Source organism: Enterococcus casseliflavus (assembly GCF_029215545.1).
GTDB lineage: Bacteria > Bacillota > Bacilli > Lactobacillales > Enterococcaceae > Enterococcus_D > Enterococcus_D casseliflavus.
The window spans coordinates 3307869-3326338 of record NZ_CP119393.1 but is presented as its reverse complement, the minus strand read 5'-3'; the positions used below and the strand labels follow the sequence as shown (position 1 = coordinate 3326338).

The following is an 18470-nucleotide window of genomic DNA, read 5'->3' as shown; positions in this document are numbered from 1 at the left end:
TCATTTGTGTTAAGAATAAGTATGTACGGTTTTTCTTGCTGTTTTTTGTAAAAATGACCGCAACCAAGACCAAAATCTTAGTTACTTCTTAATAGAAAGCGAGCCTTAACCTTTTATGAATCGGAAATTCTTTGCCTTTGATATTGATGGAACCTTGCTTGACTCGAACAAACAGCCACTAGACAGTACGCTAAAAGCCCTTGACCTTCTGCGAGATGCTGGCCATTTCGTGACCGTTGCCACTGGGCGCAGTCGTTTTCACGCCCAAGACATTATTCGTTCGTTGTCCTTTGATAATTACATTTTATGTAATGGGGCAGCCGCCTTTCTTTCGCATCAGCAGGTGTATAAAAATTTGCTCGATGAAACGCAACTGGCTGCTTTCGTGGCAGAAGCCCAAGAGCTTGGGATCGATACGGCCTTTGTCGGGATGGATACAGCGAAACGAGCGTCTTCGTTGGATATTGCTAAAATGGAAGCAGCGATGCATTCCTTTGGTGCCCAACTTCCTGAGTTGGACATGGACTTTCCTGAAGAAAAAGAAGTCTATCAAGCATTGGCTTTTTACGGAAAAGAGTATGAGCATTTCTTTGACGAGAAATACAGCAAACTGCGTTTTGTACGTTGGCATGAAAACAGTGTGGATGTCGTTCCAAAAGAAGGCTCCAAAGCAGCAACGATCCTGTGTGTCGCAGAACAATTAGGGATAGCGCAAGAAGATGTGATCTGTTTTGGTGATGGCCAAAACGATCGTGAAATGCTGACTGCCGCAGGTGTCGGTGTGGCAATGGGCAATGCGGTCCCTGAGATCCAACAAGTCGCAGATATGGTGACCGCTAGCAATGATGAAGATGGTATCTGGTTAGCCTTGAAAGAATTACAACTGATTTAAAAAGGAATCCTTTAGACATAGCACAGTCGATTTGCGGCATCTGTGCTATGTTTTTTTGTTTTTTCTCGGTCGCAAAGAAAATAAATTGGTACAATAGAAAAAAGGGGGAATGCAGCAAATGAAAATCGCATTGATTGCTCATGATCGAAAAAAAGATGTAATGGTAAAATTAGTGACTGCCTATCGAGAAATTTTAGCGCAGCATGAACTTTTCGCAACAGGAACTACGGGGAAGAGGATCGAAGAAGCAACCCAATTGCCTGTCCACCGCTACAAATCAGGGCCGCTGGGAGGAGACCAGCAAATTGGCGCCATGATTTCGCAAGATGACTTGGACATGGTGATCTTTTTGCGCGATCCTTTAGCCGCACAACCCCATGAACCAGATGTAACGGCATTGATTCGCTTGTCAGACGTGTACGAGATTCCTTTAGCCACCAATATGGGAACGGCAGAGATCTTGCTGCGCGGGTTAGCAGCTGGCTTTGCTGATTTTCGACAAGTGATCCACGAAACGGACAATCGTCCCCTGTCGTTATAAAGATAGTAGAAGAATTGAAGAAAAAGGATGTGCAGAATTGAAAGCAATCTTAAAGGATTTTTTGACCTATGCAAAAATGAATACTCGCTCGGATGCCACGAGTCAGACCATCCCAACGACGCAGGGACAAGTTGAGTTGGCTCTTTTATTGAAAGATCAGTTGATCGAGATGGGATTAGCGGATGTTGCTTACTATGAAAAGAATAGTTTTGTGATCGGACGTCTACCTGGTAATCCTGAAAAAACGGCGATTGGCTTTATTGCCCATGTAGATACGGCAGATTTCGAAGCTGAAAATATTCAACCGCAGATCCATGAAAATTACGATGGCAAGGATGTTTGTTTAAATAAAGAAAAAGCCATTTATATGACAACTGCTGAATTTCCTAATCTCAAAGACTATGTCGGCGAAACGTTGATCACAACGGATGGAACGACCCTGCTGGGTGCAGATGATAAAGCTGGTATCGCAGAGATCATTGATGCGCTGCGGATCTTACAAACGATGGATGCGCATAAGCGTGGCGATGTCTGGGTCGCTTTTGGTCCTGATGAAGAGATCGGGACTGGCGCTGATCGCTTTGATGCGGCGGATTTTCCAGTAGCATTTGCTTACACGATGGACAGTGGTCGCGTGGGCCATATGGAGTATGAAACCTTTAATGCGGCTCGTATCGATATAACGATCGACGGTACGAGTGTGCATCCTGGGACTGCCTATGGTCGTTTGGTCAACGCCTTGAAAATCGCGCATCAAATCGATGATGCCTTACCAGCAGAGGAAGTTCCTGAACGCACCCGCGGGTATGAAGGCTTCTACCTGCTGCACAATTTGACGGGACATATTGGTCGAGCAGAAGTTTCTTATATCATTCGTGATCACGATCATACGCTTTTTGAACAGCGAAAAGCCAACATCGTGGGGATCATTGATGAACTGAACACAGCCTATGGGCAAGAACGTATCACCTATACGCTGTATGACCAATATTACAATATGGGGGATTTGATCAAGAAAGATCCCCGCAGTATCGAAGCTGCCCGAGCAGGGATGCAAGCGATTGGTGTGACGCCGATCGAAGCACCGTTTCGTGGCGGGACCGATGGCTCGAAAATCACCTATAAAGGGATCCCAACACCGAACTTATTTGTCGGCGGTGAAAACTTCCATGGCCAGTATGAATTTATTACCGTGGAAGCGATGGAAAAAGCCCGTGATTTGATCGTGGCGATCGTAGAACATGTAGGACAAGAGGGCACCACTGTTTCCTAAGAGAATTAAGCGACACGCTAGACTGATGCGAAAGAGTCTAGCGTGTTTTTTTGTTCTGCTGCAGGGAAGAACCGCAAGTGAAAGAACCTTTTTTTTCTGGACCAAAACCCTTATAATAGAAAAGAAGCTAAAAGAGAAGAGGAAAAATGTGTGCGGGTATTATTCATTGGAGATGTAGTTGGTTCATTGGGAAGAGAAACGATCACGGAGTACCTTCCAAAATTAAAAAAGGCGTATCGGCCACAGGTGACGATCGCAAACGGCGAGAATGCGGCGGCGGGTCGTGGGATCACTGGTAAAATCTATAAGAAATTTTTGCAAGATGGTGTCGATGTCGTGACACTAGGCAATCATACATGGGACAACCGTGACATTTTTGAATTTATTGGCGATGCGAAGAAAATGATTCGTCCAGCCAATTTTCCAGAGGGAACACCGGGCGTCGGCATGGTATTTGTGAAAGTCAACACCATTGAATTAGCGGTAATCAACATGCAAGCTCGCTCATTCATGGTAGACCTTGATGATCCGTTTCGCAAAATGGATGAACTGGTTGCGATTGCCCGCAAACGTACACCGTTTATCTTTGTGGATTTTCATGGGGAGACCACCAGCGAAAAACAAGCGATGGGCTGGTATTTGGATGGCCGTGTTTCGGCAGTCGTCGGCACGCATACCCACGTCCAGACCAATGATGCGCGGATTTTGCCCCAAGGAACGGCTTATTTGTCAGATGTCGGCATGACTGGTCCTTATGATGGGATCTTGGGGATGAAACGCGAACCAGTCATTGAAAAATTTTTGACGGCGTTGCCGCAACGGTTTGAAGTGATTGAAAAAGGCCGCAGTATTTTGTCGGCTTGCTTGCTTGAGATTGATGAAGCCACTGGTAAAGCAAAATCGATCCGTCCGATCCAAATCAGTGAAGATCGCCCGTTTACAGAATAGGAGAAGCATGGAAGAGCAATTAACCAAAGAATCAAACGTTGCCCAAGAGTTGGCTGCTTTGCAAAAGCTTTTGTCTAATCATCCGATCGTTCAAGAATTTCAAGAAATTCAAGTACGAGCCTTGCAAAACCAAGGGCTACTGGAGTTGGAAGAAGCGCTGAAGCAAGCGCAAAAAGAAATCGTTCAATTTGAGCATTATGAGAAACCCGAAGCAAAAAAAGCTGCGGAGCAGCGTTATGCGTCATTGACAAACGAATACGAGCAGCACCCCTTAGTGGTTGCTTATCGCCAAGCGTTACTGCAAGCAGATGAATTGCTGCAATATGTCACGACGGAGATCCAAAAGAAAATGAATAAAGCCATCGAGGAGGATGAAACCAATGCCTCAAAAAACTAAAAATACCCCGATGATGGAACAGTATTTAAGCATCAAGGCTCAGTACCAAGATGCTTTTTTATTCTATCGTTTAGGGGATTTCTATGAATTATTTAATGAGGATGCTGTCAAGGCAGCACAAATTTTAGAACTGACGTTAACCAGCCGCAACAAAAATGCGGAGGAACCGATCCCTATGTGTGGGGTGCCTTACCACGCCGCCAGCAATTACATCGACACCTTGATCGAGCAAGGCTACAAAGTAGCGATTTGTGAGCAAGTGGAAGACCCAAAAACCACCAAAGGAATGGTCAAACGCGAAGTCGTTCAACTGATCACGCCGGGAACGGTGATGGACAGTAAAGGCCTATCCGCCAAAGAAAACAACTTTTTAACAGCTGTTTTGCAGCAAGGGGAGCGTTTTGGCTTTGCCTATGTCGATCTAAGTACCGGTGAATTAAAAGCAGCGCAATTGGAAGATGAAGAAGCCGTCGTCAATGAGGCCGCCGCTCTGCAAACGAAAGAAGTCGTTTTGTGCAGCGAGATTCCTGAATCATTGCAAACGATGCTGACCAATCGCTTGAATGTCGTGTTTTCTAAGCAAGAAACGTTGGAAGAAAATGCCGAATTTCAATTTTTAACGGAACCTCTCTCCCAAGGGTTAGAAAAAGTAGTCACAGGGAAATTGCTAAGTTATTTGGCGATTACCCAAAAACGCAGTTTAGCCCACATTCAGCAAGCCGTGGAATATCAGCCCGATCATGCCTTGAAAATGGATCATTATTCCAAATTCAACTTAGAATTGACGCAGTCGATTCGAACTGGCAAAAAACAAGGGACTCTTTTGTGGTTGTTGGACGAGACAAAAACCGCAATGGGTGGCCGTTTGTTAAAGCAATGGTTAGACCGTCCCTTGATCCAGCCAAAGAAAATCACTGCCCGCCAAGAAATGGTCCAATCGTTACTGGACAGTTTCTTTGAGCGAGCAGATCTGCAAGAAGCGTTGACGAAAGTCTATGACATGGAACGCTTAGTCGGACGGGTCGCCTTCGGAAATGTCAATGGCCGCGATTTGCTGCAGTTGAAATCTTCTTTGGAGCAAGTGCCTTTGATCGCGCAATTGCTGCAAGGCATCAACCGTGGCGAGTGGAATGACTTGCTGCTGGAATTAACGCCCTTAGATGATTTGGTTGCACTGATCGAAGCTGCGATCGATGAAGATGCCCCGTTACAGATCACGGAAGGCAACATTATAAAAGACGGGTTCCATCAACAATTAGATGAATACCGTACAGCGATGCGTAACGGCAAGCAATGGCTGGCGGAATTAGAAGCCAACGAACGCCAAGCGACGGGAGTCAAAAACCTGAAAGTTGGGTTCAACCGCGTCTTTGGCTATTACATTGAGATCACGAAAGCCAATCTAGTGAATTTAGATACCTCTCGCTATGAGCGCAAGCAAACGTTAGCCAATGCGGAACGGTTTATTTCCCCCGAGTTGAAAAAACTGGAGACTTTGATTTTAGAAGCCGAAGAGAAATCGGTGGATTTGGAATATCGCCTGTTTCTTGACGTCCGTGAAGAAGTGAAAAAGAGTATCACCCGTCTACAAAAGTTAGCCAAAGCCGTCAGTGCGGTCGATGTCTTACAAAGTTTCGCCACAGTTTCGGAACGCTACCAATACGTGCGGCCGACAGTAGCGAAAAAACGAGCGGTATCGATCATCGACGGCCGTCATCCTGTAGTGGAAAAAGTCCTTGGTCACCAAGAGTACATTCCGAATAGTATCGTGATGGATGAAGAAACAGAGATCTTGTTGATCACAGGCCCAAATATGTCTGGGAAAAGTACGTACATGCGGCAGTTTGCCTTGCTAGTCATTATGGCGCAGATCGGCTGTTTCGTACCCGCACAATCTGCAGAGATGCCGATTTTTGATCGGATCTTTACTCGCATCGGTGCCAGCGATGACCTGATCGCCGGTCAAAGCACGTTTATGGTGGAGATGATGGAAGCCAACCAAGCGCTGCGTCATGCAACGCCTAACAGCTTGATTTTGTTTGATGAGTTAGGGCGTGGGACTGCGACCTATGATGGGATGGCATTGGCACAAGCCATCATTGAATATATCCACAAAGAAGTTCATGCCAAAACACTGTTCTCCACCCATTATCATGAGCTGACGGTTTTAGATGAGGAATTGGCGCACTTGCGCAATGTCCATGTCGGTGCTGTTGAAAAAGAAGGCGAAGTCGTCTTCTTGCATAAGATGATGGAAGGGCCCGCAGATAAAAGCTATGGGATCCATGTAGCCAAAATCGCTGGACTGCCAAGTGCACTCTTACAGCGCGCAGCCACGATCTTAAAAGCGCTGGAAGAACATGAACCGACGGTACAGCCAAAACTCGTCGTCGAAGAAAGTCAGCAGTTGTCGTTGTTTAGTGAAGTATCTACGGAAGAAATCGGCGTCATCGATCAGTTGAAGAAATTGAATCTGTTGGAAATGACCCCGATGGACGCTCTGAATACATTGTACGAGCTGCAAAAACGAATTTAGAAAGAAGGTCAGCAGATGGGAAAGATCCAAGAGTTATCCGAACGTCTGGCGAACCAAATCGCGGCAGGAGAAGTCGTTGAGCGACCGGCTTCTGTCGTCAAAGAATTAGTTGAAAACGCCGTGGATGCCGGCAGTACCCAAATCGATATTTTTATTGAAGAAGCGGGCTTGCGTAAAATCCAAGTCATCGATAATGGCGAAGGAATTGCAGAAGAGGATGTCTTGACTGCCTTTAAACGCCACGCCACCAGTAAAATCCACAATCGGGATGACTTGTTTCGAATACGTACCCTCGGGTTTCGCGGGGAAGCTTTGCCTAGTATCGCTTCGGTTTCGATCCTCTCGATTGAAACGGCAGTCAAAGGCGCCCAACAAGGCTCCTTTGTGCGCTTAAAAGGCGGCGCTGTTGAAGAGCATCTGCCTGCCAACTTGCGGCAAGGAACCAAGATCACTGTGGAAAACCTCTTTTACAATACACCGGCACGTTTGAAATATGTCAAGACGCTGCAAACGGAACTAGCGAACATCGGCGATATCGTCAATCGGATCGCCCTGAGCCATCCAGAAGTGGCTTTTCGTCTCGTTCATGAAGGCAATAAGATGTTGAGCACCACTGGAAGTGGGCAATTAAAACAAACCATCGCAGGGATCTACGGGGTGGAAACCGCCAAAAAAATGATCGCGATCGATACTGAAGACCTCGACTTTAAAGTCACTGGCTTTGTGTCGCTGCCAGAAGTCACCCGAGCCAGCCGCAACTATTTATCCACGATCATCAATGGTCGTTATATTCGCAACTTCGCTTTGAATAAAGCGATCGTTGCTGGTTACGGATCAAAATTGATGGTCGGTCGTTTTCCATTAGCTGTCCTTGAAATCAAAATGGATCCCTTATTAGTCGATGTCAACGTTCATCCGACTAAGCAAGAAGTTCGCTTGTCAAAAGAAGAAGAACTGACCAAACTAATCAGTAAAGCCATCAATGAGGCGCTGCGGGAAATCAATTTGATTCCTAACGCGGCTGACAATCTGCGTTTTAAGAAAAATGTTGCCGATCAGCCAAAAGCCCAGCAGCTTGGCTTGGAACTGGAGTCAGCAGGAAATTCGACTTCTGGGTTGTCTTATAATCGCGAAACAGGGAAATTTGAGGTGCAGAGCAACACTTATCAACAGACTGTGGATAACTCTGTGGAAAAACCTGTGGAGGAAGGTGGAAAACTTCCAGAAATGCCACAGGAATCTAGCGACAACCTGTTGGAAGAAACCGAGGAAACCTTTCGCAGTTTGGAAGAGACGCTGCCAAATAAGCCTGTCCGAAAACCATTTGTGGAAGGCCAGACGGAAACAAAAGCGTCGCTGCCAGAAGCGCCAGTCTTTCTCCCAGATGAGACGCCAGAACTTACGGCGCAGGATCTGCAAAGTCAAGCGACTCTGCATCCTGAAATGCATGGGGATGACCGCAACTACCTAAAAACGGTCGAACGGTTGCTGGAAGAAGAACCAGCGAAGGAGCGTTTTCCCCAATTGGATTATTTTGGGCAGATGCATGGGACCTATTTGTTTGCCCAAAGCGAGGCGGGGCTATATATCGTCGACCAGCATGCGGCGCAAGAACGAATCAAATACGAGTATTACCGCGAAAAAATCGGCGAAGTGACCAATGACCTGCAAGAATTGTTGGTGCCGATCGTTTTGGATTATCCCAACAGTGATGCACTGCAATTACAAGAACAAAGCGACAAGCTGGCAGAAGTCGGGATCCATCTGGAATCTTTTGGGACCAATAGTTTCATCGTCCGAGCGCACCCGACGTGGTACCCTAGCGGTGAAGAAGAAGCCATCATCCGCGAAATGATCGATATGTTATTGACGACAGGAAGTGTCAGTGTCAAAAAGTTTCGTGAAGCAACCGCGATCATGATGAGCTGCAAACGATCCATCAAAGCCAATCACTATTTGAATGAAGCACAAGCTAGGATCTTGTTGCAAGATTTAGCGAAATGCGAGAATCCCTTCAACTGTCCCCATGGTCGTCCGGTGCTGATCCATTTCACCAACAGCGACATGGAGCGGATGTTCAAACGGATTCAAGATCCTCATCGAGCAAGGAGTGGCATGGAATGATTATTTTGGCTTCACAGTCGCCGCGGCGCAAAGAATTATTAGCAGAGTTAGTCTCGGAATTTGCGGTCATACCAGCAGATATCGACGAGTCGGTCCGACCAAACGAAGCTGCGATCCCTTATGTCCAACGGATGGCAGCCGAAAAAGCGGCGGCTATTGCACAAACCAATCCTGAAGATCTGGTGATCGCGAGCGATACGACGGTCGTGGTGGGTGAAGAAATCTTAGGAAAGCCAGTCGACCGTAAAGATGCTCGGTCGATGTTGCGAAAAATGAGCGGACGTACCCATTGGGTGCATACCGCCGTCGTTTTGCAAAAAGGCAAACAGCAACGCCAAGCAGTGGTTTCGACGGAAGTTGTGTTTCGTCCCTTGACGGATCAAGAGATCGACAAGTATCTTGCCTTAGATGAGTACCAAGACAAAGCGGGCGCCTATGGGATCCAAGGGGCAGCCAAAATATTTGTCTCATCGATAAACGGCGATTTTTATACGATCGTAGGATTTCCTGTCGCTACGGTCTATCAGTTGTTGCAAGAGTTTACGGAGGAGGAATAAGGATGGATGTTTCTGGTAGTTGTCTTTGCGGCAAAGTCACGATCAACTTGACGGGAGTTGCGAAAGAAATCACGGTTTGTCATTGTAGTCTCTGCCAGAAATTTCACGGCGGACCGATGTTTGCTCTTGCGCCATGCGCTGAGGACCAGATGGCTCTTCAAGGAGTGAAGTGGCTGCGACGTTACGATTCTTCTGAGTGGGCACAGCGAGGATTTTGCAGTCAATGCGGCTCGAGCCTGTTCTTTTACCTCAATGAAACACACACCTATTTTTTTGCGGCTGGGTTGTTTGGCAACATGCCAGAAGCTGTCTTAACCGAAGAAATCTATACAAAAGACCAACCGCATTTTTACCATTTTGCGGAACCAACGACTCGTTGGCAAAAGCTGCAAAACCCTTAAACAATTTGAGCAAGTCATTTTACATTCGCTAAGAAAAAAGGCATGATAGAGCATACAGGATGAGTCTAGAGGAAAAGCAGGTGAAAAAATGACAGATAAAAAAGAATTAAAAGAAAAATTGTCGCCGATCGAATATGCGGTGACCCAAGAAAATGCAACCGAACGCCCCTTTACTGGCGAGTATGATGATTTTTATGAAAAAGGGATCTATGTTGATATCGTCAACGGAGAACCATTGTTTGCTTCTACTGATAAATATGACGCAGGTTGTGGCTGGCCGTCCTTTTCGAAACCGATCAGTCGCCAAGATATTCAAGAAAAAGCCGATTTTTCTCACGGCATGCATCGGGTAGAAGTCCGCAGCAAAGAAGCTGACTCTCATTTAGGACATGTTTTTTCAGACGGTCCTCAGGACAAAGGCGGTTTGCGCTATTGTATCAACTCGGCAGCATTGAAGTTCATCCCTTTAGCAGAAATGGATGAAAAAGGCTATGGCGAATTCAAATCACTCGTTGAGTAAGTATTAGGAACTGTGTGCGAAAAAAAGACGCAGCAGCATGTCTCGTTTGAAAAAATGCGACTGAAACAACGGTTTTTCCTCCGTTTGTTTCCTGCTAAGCCTTTTCCTTCGTTCACAGTCCTTTTTTTGCCCTCTCGTCTGTGCTACAATAAAGGGAACATATGTACAGAAAGGAAAGCACATGTACGAATATATCATAGGAAAAGTAACGGATATCTTTCCGGCGTATATCGTCGTTGAGACCCATGGCATCGGCTATCAGATCGCTTTTGGCAATCCGTATTCATTTAGCGGCAAGTTGAACCAAGAAGTAAAAATCTATCTGCACCAAGTGATTCGTGAAGATGCTCATAGTCTCTACGGCTTTGCCACGATCGAAGGCAAACAGTTGTTTTTAAAATTGATCAGTGTCTCAGGTATTGGACCAAAGAGTGCGTTAGCAATCATGGCCAATGAAGACCATACAGGGTTGATCACGGCAGTCGAAAATGGGGACGTCAATTATTTGACTAAGTTCCCAGGTGTCGGTAAAAAGACGGCGCAGCAAATGATCCTAGACTTGAAAGGCAAAGTGGCTGAACTGGTTGGAGAAGAAGCGATCGTTCCTCTAAGCGTAGCAACGACTGCTTTAGATGAAGCGATGGAAGCCTTGAAAGCATTGGGTTATAGCGAAAAAGAAGTCAAGAAAGCCGAAAAACAATTAGCGGCGAATACCACAAAATCGACGGATGAGTACTTGCGGGAAGCTCTCCGATTGATGATGAAAAAGTAAGGAGCAAGTAGACGATGGATGAACGAATTGTTTCGCCAGAAAGCACAGAACAAGAAGAGATCATCGAAAAATCCTTGCGTCCGCAAACCCTTGCCCAATATATCGGACAAGACAAAGTCAAGCAGGAGCTTTCGATTTATATCCAAGCGGCGAAAAATCGAGAAGAGGCGTTGGATCATGTCCTCTTATATGGTCCGCCAGGCTTAGGGAAAACAACGATGGCAATGGTGATCGCCAACGAGATGCAGGTCCAAATCAAGACGACCAGCGGTCCTGCTATCGAAAAACCAGGGGATTTGATTGCGATCTTGAATGAGCTGCAGCCGGGGGATGTTCTGTTTATCGATGAGATCCATCGCTTGCCTCGTGTCGCCGAAGAAATGCTTTATTCGGCAATGGAAGATTTTTATGTGGATATCATGGTGGGGCAAGGGACAACGGCTCACCCAGTTCATTTTCCGCTCCCGCCATTTACCTTAGTCGGCGCAACGACGCGGGCGGGGATGCTCTCGGCGCCACTACGGGATCGCTTCGGGATCATTTCTCATATGCAATATTATGAAGACCATGATTTAAAAGAGATCGTGCAGAGGACTGCGTCGATCTTTGAAACGGATATCGTGGAAGAAGGGGCGATCGAAATCGCCCGCAGATCCCGAGGCACTCCACGGATCGCCAACCGGTTGCTTAAACGAGTTCGCGATTATGCGCAAGTGCAAGCAGATGGATTGATCGATCGCACCGTTGCTGACCAGGCATTGGCGCTTTTGGCAGTCGATCACGCTGGCTTGGATTATATCGATCAGAAATTGATCCGCACGATGATCGAATTGTACCAAGGCGGCCCGGTGGGATTAAGTACGATCGCTGTCAATATCGGGGAAGAAACCGAAACAGTGGAAGATATGTACGAACCGTTTTTGATCCAAAAAGGATTTTTGAAACGCACCTCGCGTGGGCGGATCGCAACGCCGTTAGCCTATGACCATTTTGGCTATCCCCAAAGAAGTGAATAGAACGAAGCAGCAATCAGCGATGGTTGCTGCTTTTTTGTGCTTTTGGTGAAACGTTTCTTTTTATTTTTTAATGATTTCTGTGAATTAATCGATGTTGAAAAAATACAATATTTGTGAAATTTGATTAAAAGGAAATGTTTGTAAAAATGATTTCTTCTGAAAAAGCTGATATGAAAGCTTTTTTATTTGTGAGGAACCCAACGAAATTTGTGAAAAAAGAAAAGCTGAAAAAAATAATTGGAAAGGCTTGCATTTTCGATTGGCAGCGGATATAATCTTTTTGTAGAAACGTTTCACCAAAATGTGGAGATATACGTAGTGTTGCGAGGATAGAAAGAAGGAGATTTTGTGTATGAGTAAACTGCAAAAGTTTTATAGTCAACGGCAGCTTCACTGGATGGTTTTTCCCGGCGTGGCATTTATGATCGTATTTAATTATATTCCGATCTACGGAATTATAATCGCTTTCAAAAACTATACGGTGATTGACACGATTTCATCAGCACCATGGGTCGGGTTAGAGAATTTCCGTATCATTATGAATGACAGTTTTTTCTGGGAAGCGGTTAGAAATACGTTAGCCATCAGCTTATTGAAATTAGGTTTAGGTTTTGCGATCCCGATTGTGTTAGCCATTATGATTTTTGAAATGCAAGATGGCCGCTTGAAGAAATTTATTCAAACGGTTTCATACATTCCCCATTTTTTCTCATGGATCGTGCTAGGTGGGATGATGATTTCTTGGCTGTCAACGAACGGCTTTATCAACCAAGTGCTGATGTCCGTAGGATTGATGGACAAAGGGGTCAATCATCTATTGGATCCAAGCAAATATTGGTGGATCGCGGTCCTTTCTGATCTATGGAAAGAAGTCGGCTGGGGAACGATCCTTTACTTGGCAGGTATGTCGCGGATCGATCCAACGTTTTATGAAGCCGCACGAATCGATGGTGCCAGCAAGCTAAGACAGATTCGTTCGATCACATTGCCATTACTGACACCGATCATCTCCTTAAACTTGATTCTGAATGTGAGCGGTATCTTAGGGTCAAACCTAGATCAAACATTAGTTTTAATGAATTCACAGAACCAAAACCGTTCAGAAGTCATCAACTCCTTCGTTTATAAAATGGGGTTGACGCAAGGTGATTTCTCTTATGCAACTGCTGTCGGCTTGGGGATCGCGGTCATTTCTGTCATCTTATTGGTGATCACGGATCGAGTGACCCGCAAGTTGAACAACGGCAATTCAGTTATCTTATAGGAGGAAAAAACATGATCAAAAGAAAAGCAAAAGAAAACACGTGGTTTTACTTCTTCAATACCGTGATCTTGATTTTATTCTCATTGATGATCATCGTACCGATTTGGAATATCTTGGTTTCCTCCGTGTCTTCTAGTTCTGGATTAGCGGGCAACGGCCTCGTGTTATGGCCCAAAGGCTTTACCTGGGAAAACTATCGGAAAGTTTTTTCTGACGCAAGTATCCCCCGTGCCTTCTTGATCTCAGTGTTAAAAACGGTTCTTGGGGCTGCGACCCATACCTTGTTTTGTGCGATCGTGGCTTACGGATTGAGTAAATCACGCTTGGTCGGCCGCAACATCTATACAACGATGGGGGTCATCACCATGTACTTCAGTGGTGGGATGATTCCAACGTACTTGCTGATTCGCTCGCTAGGATTACTGGATTCTTTCTGGGTCTACATTATTCCAGCCTTGTTCAGCTACTATGATGTCGTGATTTTAATGAACTTTTTCCGTGAGATTCCGCCTTCACTCGAAGAATCTGCGAAGATCGACGGTGCAAGTGAATTCCAAATCTTCTATAAAATCTTCTTACCATTAACGAAACCGGCCTTGGCAACCATCATCTTGTTCAACGGGGTTGGCCAATGGAACGATTTTATGACGACAAAACTGTATATCACAAAAGAGTATCTCTATCCGCTGCAAATGAAGATTTATGAAATCATCGTCCAATCCAACTTGAGTACGATGACTGAAAGCGGTAGTACCGACTTTATCGTCCAAGCAACGACCCGTGGGGTTCAGTTGGCTACGATCGTCATCACGACAGTGCCAATTTTAATTATATATCCATTGCTTCAAAAACACTTTATCGGCGGTATGATGGCCGGTGCAGTAAAAGAATAGAAAGAGGGATAGACATGAAAAAAGTAGTAGGCGGTTTATTGGCAGCATCAGCATTACTCAGCTTAGCAGCATGTGGCGGCAGCTCAGACAATGCCAGCAGTTCGGATTTTTCTATCAAAGATCGGTATGAGTTAGATGAAAAGACACCAGCATGGAAACTCGATACCAAAGAAGAACCAACCAAGATCACATGGTACATCAATTCAGACTGGACAGCTTTGCCATTTGGTGAAGATGTGACGACAGCCCAAATCAAAAAAGATTTGAACATTGATATTGAATTTATTTCAGGGGATGATTCGAAATTAAACGCTTTGATTTCAAGTGGTGATATGCCTGATATCGTGACGTTGATGGATAAAACCAGCCAAGCAGCCACAAAAGCTGATAGCTGGGCATACTCATTGAACGATTTAGCGGAACAATACGATCCGTATTTGATGAATGTCGTGACCGAAGATACCTTCAAATGGTTTGCTTTAGATGATGGCAAAACTTATGGCTATCCAAACTATTCCAACACAGCAGCAGACTACGAAAGCGGCAATATTCCCGTCAACGACAACTTTGTGATCCGTGAAGATGTTTATGAAGCATTAGGCAAACCAGATGTTTCGACTCCAGAAAACTATGTGAAAGTCATGAAAGAAATCAGCGAGAAATTCCCTGATTTAACACCAATGGGCTTCACAACGATCGGCGAAACAGCAGGACCATTCTTAGATAAATTGCAAGATTTCTTAGGTGTTCCATTAGAAGATGAAGATGGTGCGTTCTACGACCGTAATTTAGATGAAGAATATATCTCATGGTTGAAAACCTTCAATCAAGTGTATCGTGACGGCAACATCAGTGATGACAGCTTTACCGATGACGGTCCAACCTATGATGAAAAAGTAAAACAAGGGGACTATGCAACGATCTTAGTCGCAGGAACGAGCGGACAAGGTGGGAACTTCACTGAATTCATGAAAAACTCTGACACACGCTACATCGCAATCGATGGCCCTGCCAGCACGTCTGGTCGTGAAGCAACCTTGAACCAAACAGGAATCTCTGGCTGGTTGATCAACTACATCACAAAAGATGCGGCGGATCCAGCAAAAGTAACCCAACTCTTCACGTACTTGATCGATGAACCAGGACAAATTTTGACAAAATTCGGTGTTGAAGGCGTGACGTATGAATACAACGATGAAGGCAAAATCGATTACTTGCCAGAAATCAAAGAAATGGAACAAACCGACAACGAAGGCTACAACAAAAAATATGGTATCAGCCGTTTCAACTACTTTAACAATGACCGTGTCAATGCACTGAAAGTCAAAACCGAAAATGCGTTGACTCAAATGCAAGAGTGGGGCGAAGGCAAATTGTATCCACACTTTGTGATCGAAAATACGGATCCAGATGCTGGAACTGCTGAAGCACGTTCAAACACAGCCATCAAAACCAAAATCAACAGCACGATCATCTCATTGATCCGTTCAAAAGATGAAGGAACATTTGACAGCACACTAACCGACTTTGAAAGCTTCTTAGATTCAAACAACTGGGATGCAATCAAAGACATTAAAACTGAAAAAATGGCCGAAAACCGCGAACGACTAAAATAACCCCCATAGGAGAGGAAAGGAAGCCAAAAAAAAGACCTTTCCTCTCCTTTGCTTTGAAACACTGCGATTGGCTCACGTAGTGAGACAGAGCAGATGATGAAAAGTACTAGGCGACCGCAGGGAGCGTAGTGTCCATACAAAGAAGCACTGCGATTGGCTCGCGTAGTGAGACATGCAAGCTGCACTTAGTGTGTTTTACTTAGTGCAACTGTAGGCGAAGCGAAAGCGGAGACGAGCAGATGATGAAAAGTACTAGGCGACTGCAGGGAGCGTAGTGTCCGTACAAAGAATCACTGCGACTGGCTCACGCAGTGAGACCTGCAACCCAGAAAACCGTACGTTGAGAAACGACCCAAAATCACAAGAAGGCAAGAAACAGGTTTACGCAGCACCCGCAGCACAAATCAGCAAGTTTTGATTGGAGGATCATAATGAATCGACTATTTTCTTATGAAGGATGGTACTATCGGGTCTTTGCTTTTCTAGCAGATATGATCATTGTTAGTTTTCTCTTTATGATTCCAGCAATGACGCTGATTCTCGCAGGGCCAGCATTGATCGCGCTGTATCGGACGATCGATCAATTGTACAAGGAACGAGATGTCCCGATTTGGCAACGATACAAGCAAGCATTCTTAAGCAACCTCAAACGTGGTCTCTTCTTAGAAGGTCTTGTTATTGCGTATGTCGCAGTCTTTGCCGGTTTGATCTATTCCTTGATGATGCTTACACCTTACTTTGGCGTTTTAGCCGTGATCCTCGTCAGCTTGGCTGCGCTGTATCTCGTCGTGTTCGTTCTCTTGTACAGTTTGTTTGCGCAATCATTGCAAGAAACAGCGAAAGAAACGGCCTATGCGGTTCTTAGCAGTACGGCGAATGCGATCATTTTACTGGTGATCCCAATCATTGTTTTTGTATTGTGCAGCAAAGTAAACCTATTCTTATTTGTTTGTTTAGGCATTTCAGGATCAGCCTTTGTACAAGTGTTGTTTTTCAATAAAGTATTAGCGAAGGGAGAAGAGACAAATGACTGAATCGACCGCAACTGATCAATCCTGTTTTTGGGCTTCGGTCCAACAAGAACTTGACGCCCTTCCGCTAGCCTTTGAAAGAACCAAACAAACGCCTTTGCTAAAAGGGATCGATTGTTTTACGATTTCTTTTCAAAGTCTTGGTAATGAAACGATCTATGGGCATCTGCTGCTGCCAGAACAAGCGGCAGATTGTCCAATCGTGATTGATTTTTTAGGCTATATGAATCATGTGCAAGAACCCTTCCAATTCGCTCATTGGTTACTGATCGGCTGCGGCTGTCTTGTCATCGACAATCGTGGACAAGGGGGACGCACGCAAGATCAAGTTCCTTATGAAACCACGCAGCATGAAGCACCTTTTGGACGCGGCATCTTGAAAAAAGAAGATTTTTATATGAAGCGATTGGTCGCAGATAGTTTGCGCACACTAGAAGTCCTTCAACAGATACCGGAAATCGATCCGCAGCGCATTATTTTAAGAGGCGGCTCACAAGGCGGCGGCATCGCCTTATTGGTCAACGCATTAACGAACGTCCCAATTTTTGCGACGTTTGCCGATGTGCCAAGCCACTCCAATCTTGTCCATCGGATCGAACAAAAAACAGGAAGTTACCATGTGATTCAAGAGTATATCGAACAATTTCCAGAAATGCGGGAAACGATCTATCAAGTCATGAGTTATTTTGATTTGAAGTATTTTGCTCATCAGATAACTGGTCCTGTTTATACATCGGTCGGCAGTGCTGATCCAATCTGTCCCATGGAAGATTTCTTCGTTTCCTATAAAAAGATTCCTGGACCGAAAGAATTGCGTATTTACTTAAATAAAGGGCATGGCGGCGGCGAAGCGAAACAAATCCGTCGTGAAATGCAGCAAATCAAAAAATTACTCAAAGGAAATGAATGAAGATGAAAGTAGCAACCTACAATCTACGAGTCGATACCGACTATGACCAAGAATGGCAATGGCACTATCGATCGGAGGCGGTTTGCTCCTTGATCGATTACTACGACTGGGATGTTCTGGCGATCCAAGAAGCTCGTCCCAGCCAATTTGCAGATTTAGCAAAGTTAGCGCAGTATGCTTCCGTCACTGCTGAACGAGATGGTGATGGCTTAGGCGAAGGCATTGGACTGTATTATCAAAAAGAGGCTTTCGAGTTATTAGCTTCAGGTTCGTTTTGGTTGTCATTGACACCGACTGAACCAAGTATTCATCCAGAAGCTGCGTATTCACGCTTATGTGTTTGGGCAGTCTTACAGGAAAAAAAGAATCCGCCGTTTCTTGTCATCACGACCCATTTAGATAATATTTCAGAAATGGCTCGTTTTGAAGGGATGAAAGTGATCTTTGAGCAGCTGGCAGATCAAATCGAACGCTATCCTGTATTGCTGATGGGCGACTTGAATGCGGAGCCAACCGAGCGGGTGCATCGGTACTTAGAGCAACATTTTCAAAATGCCAAAGAACATGGACAGAAGCCCCATCACGGGCCAAAAGGCTCCTATCAAAATTTTATTTATACGTTACCATGGCAAGAACTAGAAGAAATTGATTATATCTATACGAAAGGCTTCACGGTGGTCAAAACCGCCTGTCTAACGGATTCTTGTGATCGTCGTTTTCCCTCCGATCATTTTCCTTTAGAAGCAGAAGTCCAATTTGAAGAAAGCAAAGGATGAATA

19 protein-coding genes are annotated in these 18470 nt (G+C 45.1%); all 19 read left to right on the top strand.

Annotated features, from left to right (window positions below):
• The first annotated feature begins 115 nt into the window (after positions 1-115).
• On the top strand, positions 116-892 hold the full coding sequence (locus P0G38_RS15600; protein WP_005227160.1) for a Cof-type HAD-IIB family hydrolase: 777 nt from the start codon (positions 116-118) through the stop codon (positions 890-892).
• A 118-nt stretch (positions 893-1010) separates the two neighbouring features.
• Positions 1011-1433, top strand: coding sequence for a methylglyoxal synthase (locus tag P0G38_RS15595; protein ID WP_008376307.1), 423 nt, complete (start codon positions 1011-1013; stop codon positions 1431-1433).
• Positions 1434-1470: 37 nt separating this feature from the next.
• Positions 1471-2706 (top strand): peptidase T, encoded by a 1236-nt coding sequence (pepT, locus tag P0G38_RS15590; RefSeq protein WP_121260249.1) that lies wholly within the window; start codon positions 1471-1473, stop codon positions 2704-2706.
• Positions 2707-2856: 150 nt separating this feature from the next.
• The gene (locus P0G38_RS15585; protein WP_010748642.1) at positions 2857-3654 is read left to right on the top strand and encodes a TIGR00282 family metallophosphoesterase; all 798 of its coding nucleotides are present in this window, start codon (positions 2857-2859) and stop codon (positions 3652-3654) included.
• Positions 3655-3661: 7 nt separating this feature from the next.
• Positions 3662-4051 carry a YlbF family regulator gene (locus P0G38_RS15580; RefSeq protein ID WP_008376299.1) on the top strand — a complete coding sequence of 130 codons (390 nt, stop codon included), beginning with the start codon at positions 3662-3664 and terminating at the stop codon, positions 4049-4051.
• Positions 4035-6587: a DNA mismatch repair protein MutS gene (gene mutS / locus P0G38_RS15575; protein WP_275852987.1), complete on the top strand. Its 2553-nt coding sequence runs from the start codon at positions 4035-4037 to the stop codon at positions 6585-6587. The genes P0G38_RS15580 and mutS overlap by 17 nt, the downstream gene beginning before the upstream one ends.
• A gap of 15 nt (positions 6588-6602) precedes the next feature.
• A complete protein-coding gene (gene mutL / locus P0G38_RS15570; protein WP_275852984.1) occupies positions 6603-8711 on the top strand; it encodes a DNA mismatch repair endonuclease MutL in 2109 nt (702 codons plus the stop codon).
• Positions 8708-9268, top strand: coding sequence for a Maf family protein (locus tag P0G38_RS15565; protein WP_121260245.1), 561 nt, complete (start codon positions 8708-8710; stop codon positions 9266-9268). The genes mutL and P0G38_RS15565 overlap by 4 nt, the downstream gene beginning before the upstream one ends.
• A gap of 2 nt (positions 9269-9270) precedes the next feature.
• Positions 9271-9669 carry a GFA family protein gene (locus P0G38_RS15560; protein ID WP_275852979.1) on the top strand — a complete coding sequence of 133 codons (399 nt, stop codon included), beginning with the start codon at positions 9271-9273 and terminating at the stop codon, positions 9667-9669.
• An 88-nt stretch (positions 9670-9757) separates the two neighbouring features.
• The gene (gene msrB, locus P0G38_RS15555) at positions 9758-10189 is read left to right on the top strand and encodes a peptide-methionine (R)-S-oxide reductase MsrB (RefSeq protein WP_008376288.1); all 432 of its coding nucleotides are present in this window, start codon (positions 9758-9760) and stop codon (positions 10187-10189) included.
• A 181-nt stretch (positions 10190-10370) separates the two neighbouring features.
• A complete protein-coding gene (ruvA, locus tag P0G38_RS15550) occupies positions 10371-10961 on the top strand; it encodes a Holliday junction branch migration protein RuvA (protein WP_005232405.1) in 591 nt (196 codons plus the stop codon).
• Positions 10962-10975: 14 nt separating this feature from the next.
• Entirely contained in the window at positions 10976-11977 is a 1002-nt protein-coding gene (ruvB, locus tag P0G38_RS15545; protein WP_005227171.1) for a Holliday junction branch migration DNA helicase RuvB, read from the top strand.
• A gap of 352 nt (positions 11978-12329) precedes the next feature.
• Positions 12330-13241 (top strand): ABC transporter permease, encoded by a 912-nt coding sequence (locus tag P0G38_RS15540; protein ID WP_005232388.1) that lies wholly within the window; start codon positions 12330-12332, stop codon positions 13239-13241.
• An 11-nt stretch (positions 13242-13252) separates the two neighbouring features.
• On the top strand, positions 13253-14134 hold the full coding sequence (locus tag P0G38_RS15535) for a carbohydrate ABC transporter permease (protein WP_005227173.1): 882 nt from the start codon (positions 13253-13255) through the stop codon (positions 14132-14134).
• A 14-nt stretch (positions 14135-14148) separates the two neighbouring features.
• Positions 14149-15750, top strand: coding sequence for a type 2 periplasmic-binding domain-containing protein (locus tag P0G38_RS15530; protein WP_005227174.1), 1602 nt, complete (start codon positions 14149-14151; stop codon positions 15748-15750).
• A 274-nt stretch (positions 15751-16024) separates the two neighbouring features.
• Positions 16025-16168, top strand: a complete 144-nt coding sequence (locus P0G38_RS15525; RefSeq protein ID WP_194199319.1) for a hypothetical protein — start codon at positions 16025-16027, stop codon at positions 16166-16168.
• A 13-nt stretch (positions 16169-16181) separates the two neighbouring features.
• Entirely contained in the window at positions 16182-16784 is a 603-nt protein-coding gene (locus P0G38_RS15520) for a DUF624 domain-containing protein (RefSeq protein ID WP_016611459.1), read from the top strand.
• Positions 16777-17691, top strand: coding sequence for an acetylxylan esterase (locus tag P0G38_RS15515; protein ID WP_275852963.1), 915 nt, complete (start codon positions 16777-16779; stop codon positions 17689-17691). The genes P0G38_RS15520 and P0G38_RS15515 overlap by 8 nt, the downstream gene beginning before the upstream one ends.
• On the top strand, positions 17688-18467 hold the full coding sequence (locus P0G38_RS15510) for an endonuclease/exonuclease/phosphatase family protein (RefSeq protein ID WP_005232373.1): 780 nt from the start codon (positions 17688-17690) through the stop codon (positions 18465-18467). The genes P0G38_RS15515 and P0G38_RS15510 overlap by 4 nt, the downstream gene beginning before the upstream one ends.
• The last annotated feature ends 3 nt before the right edge of the window (positions 18468-18470 follow it).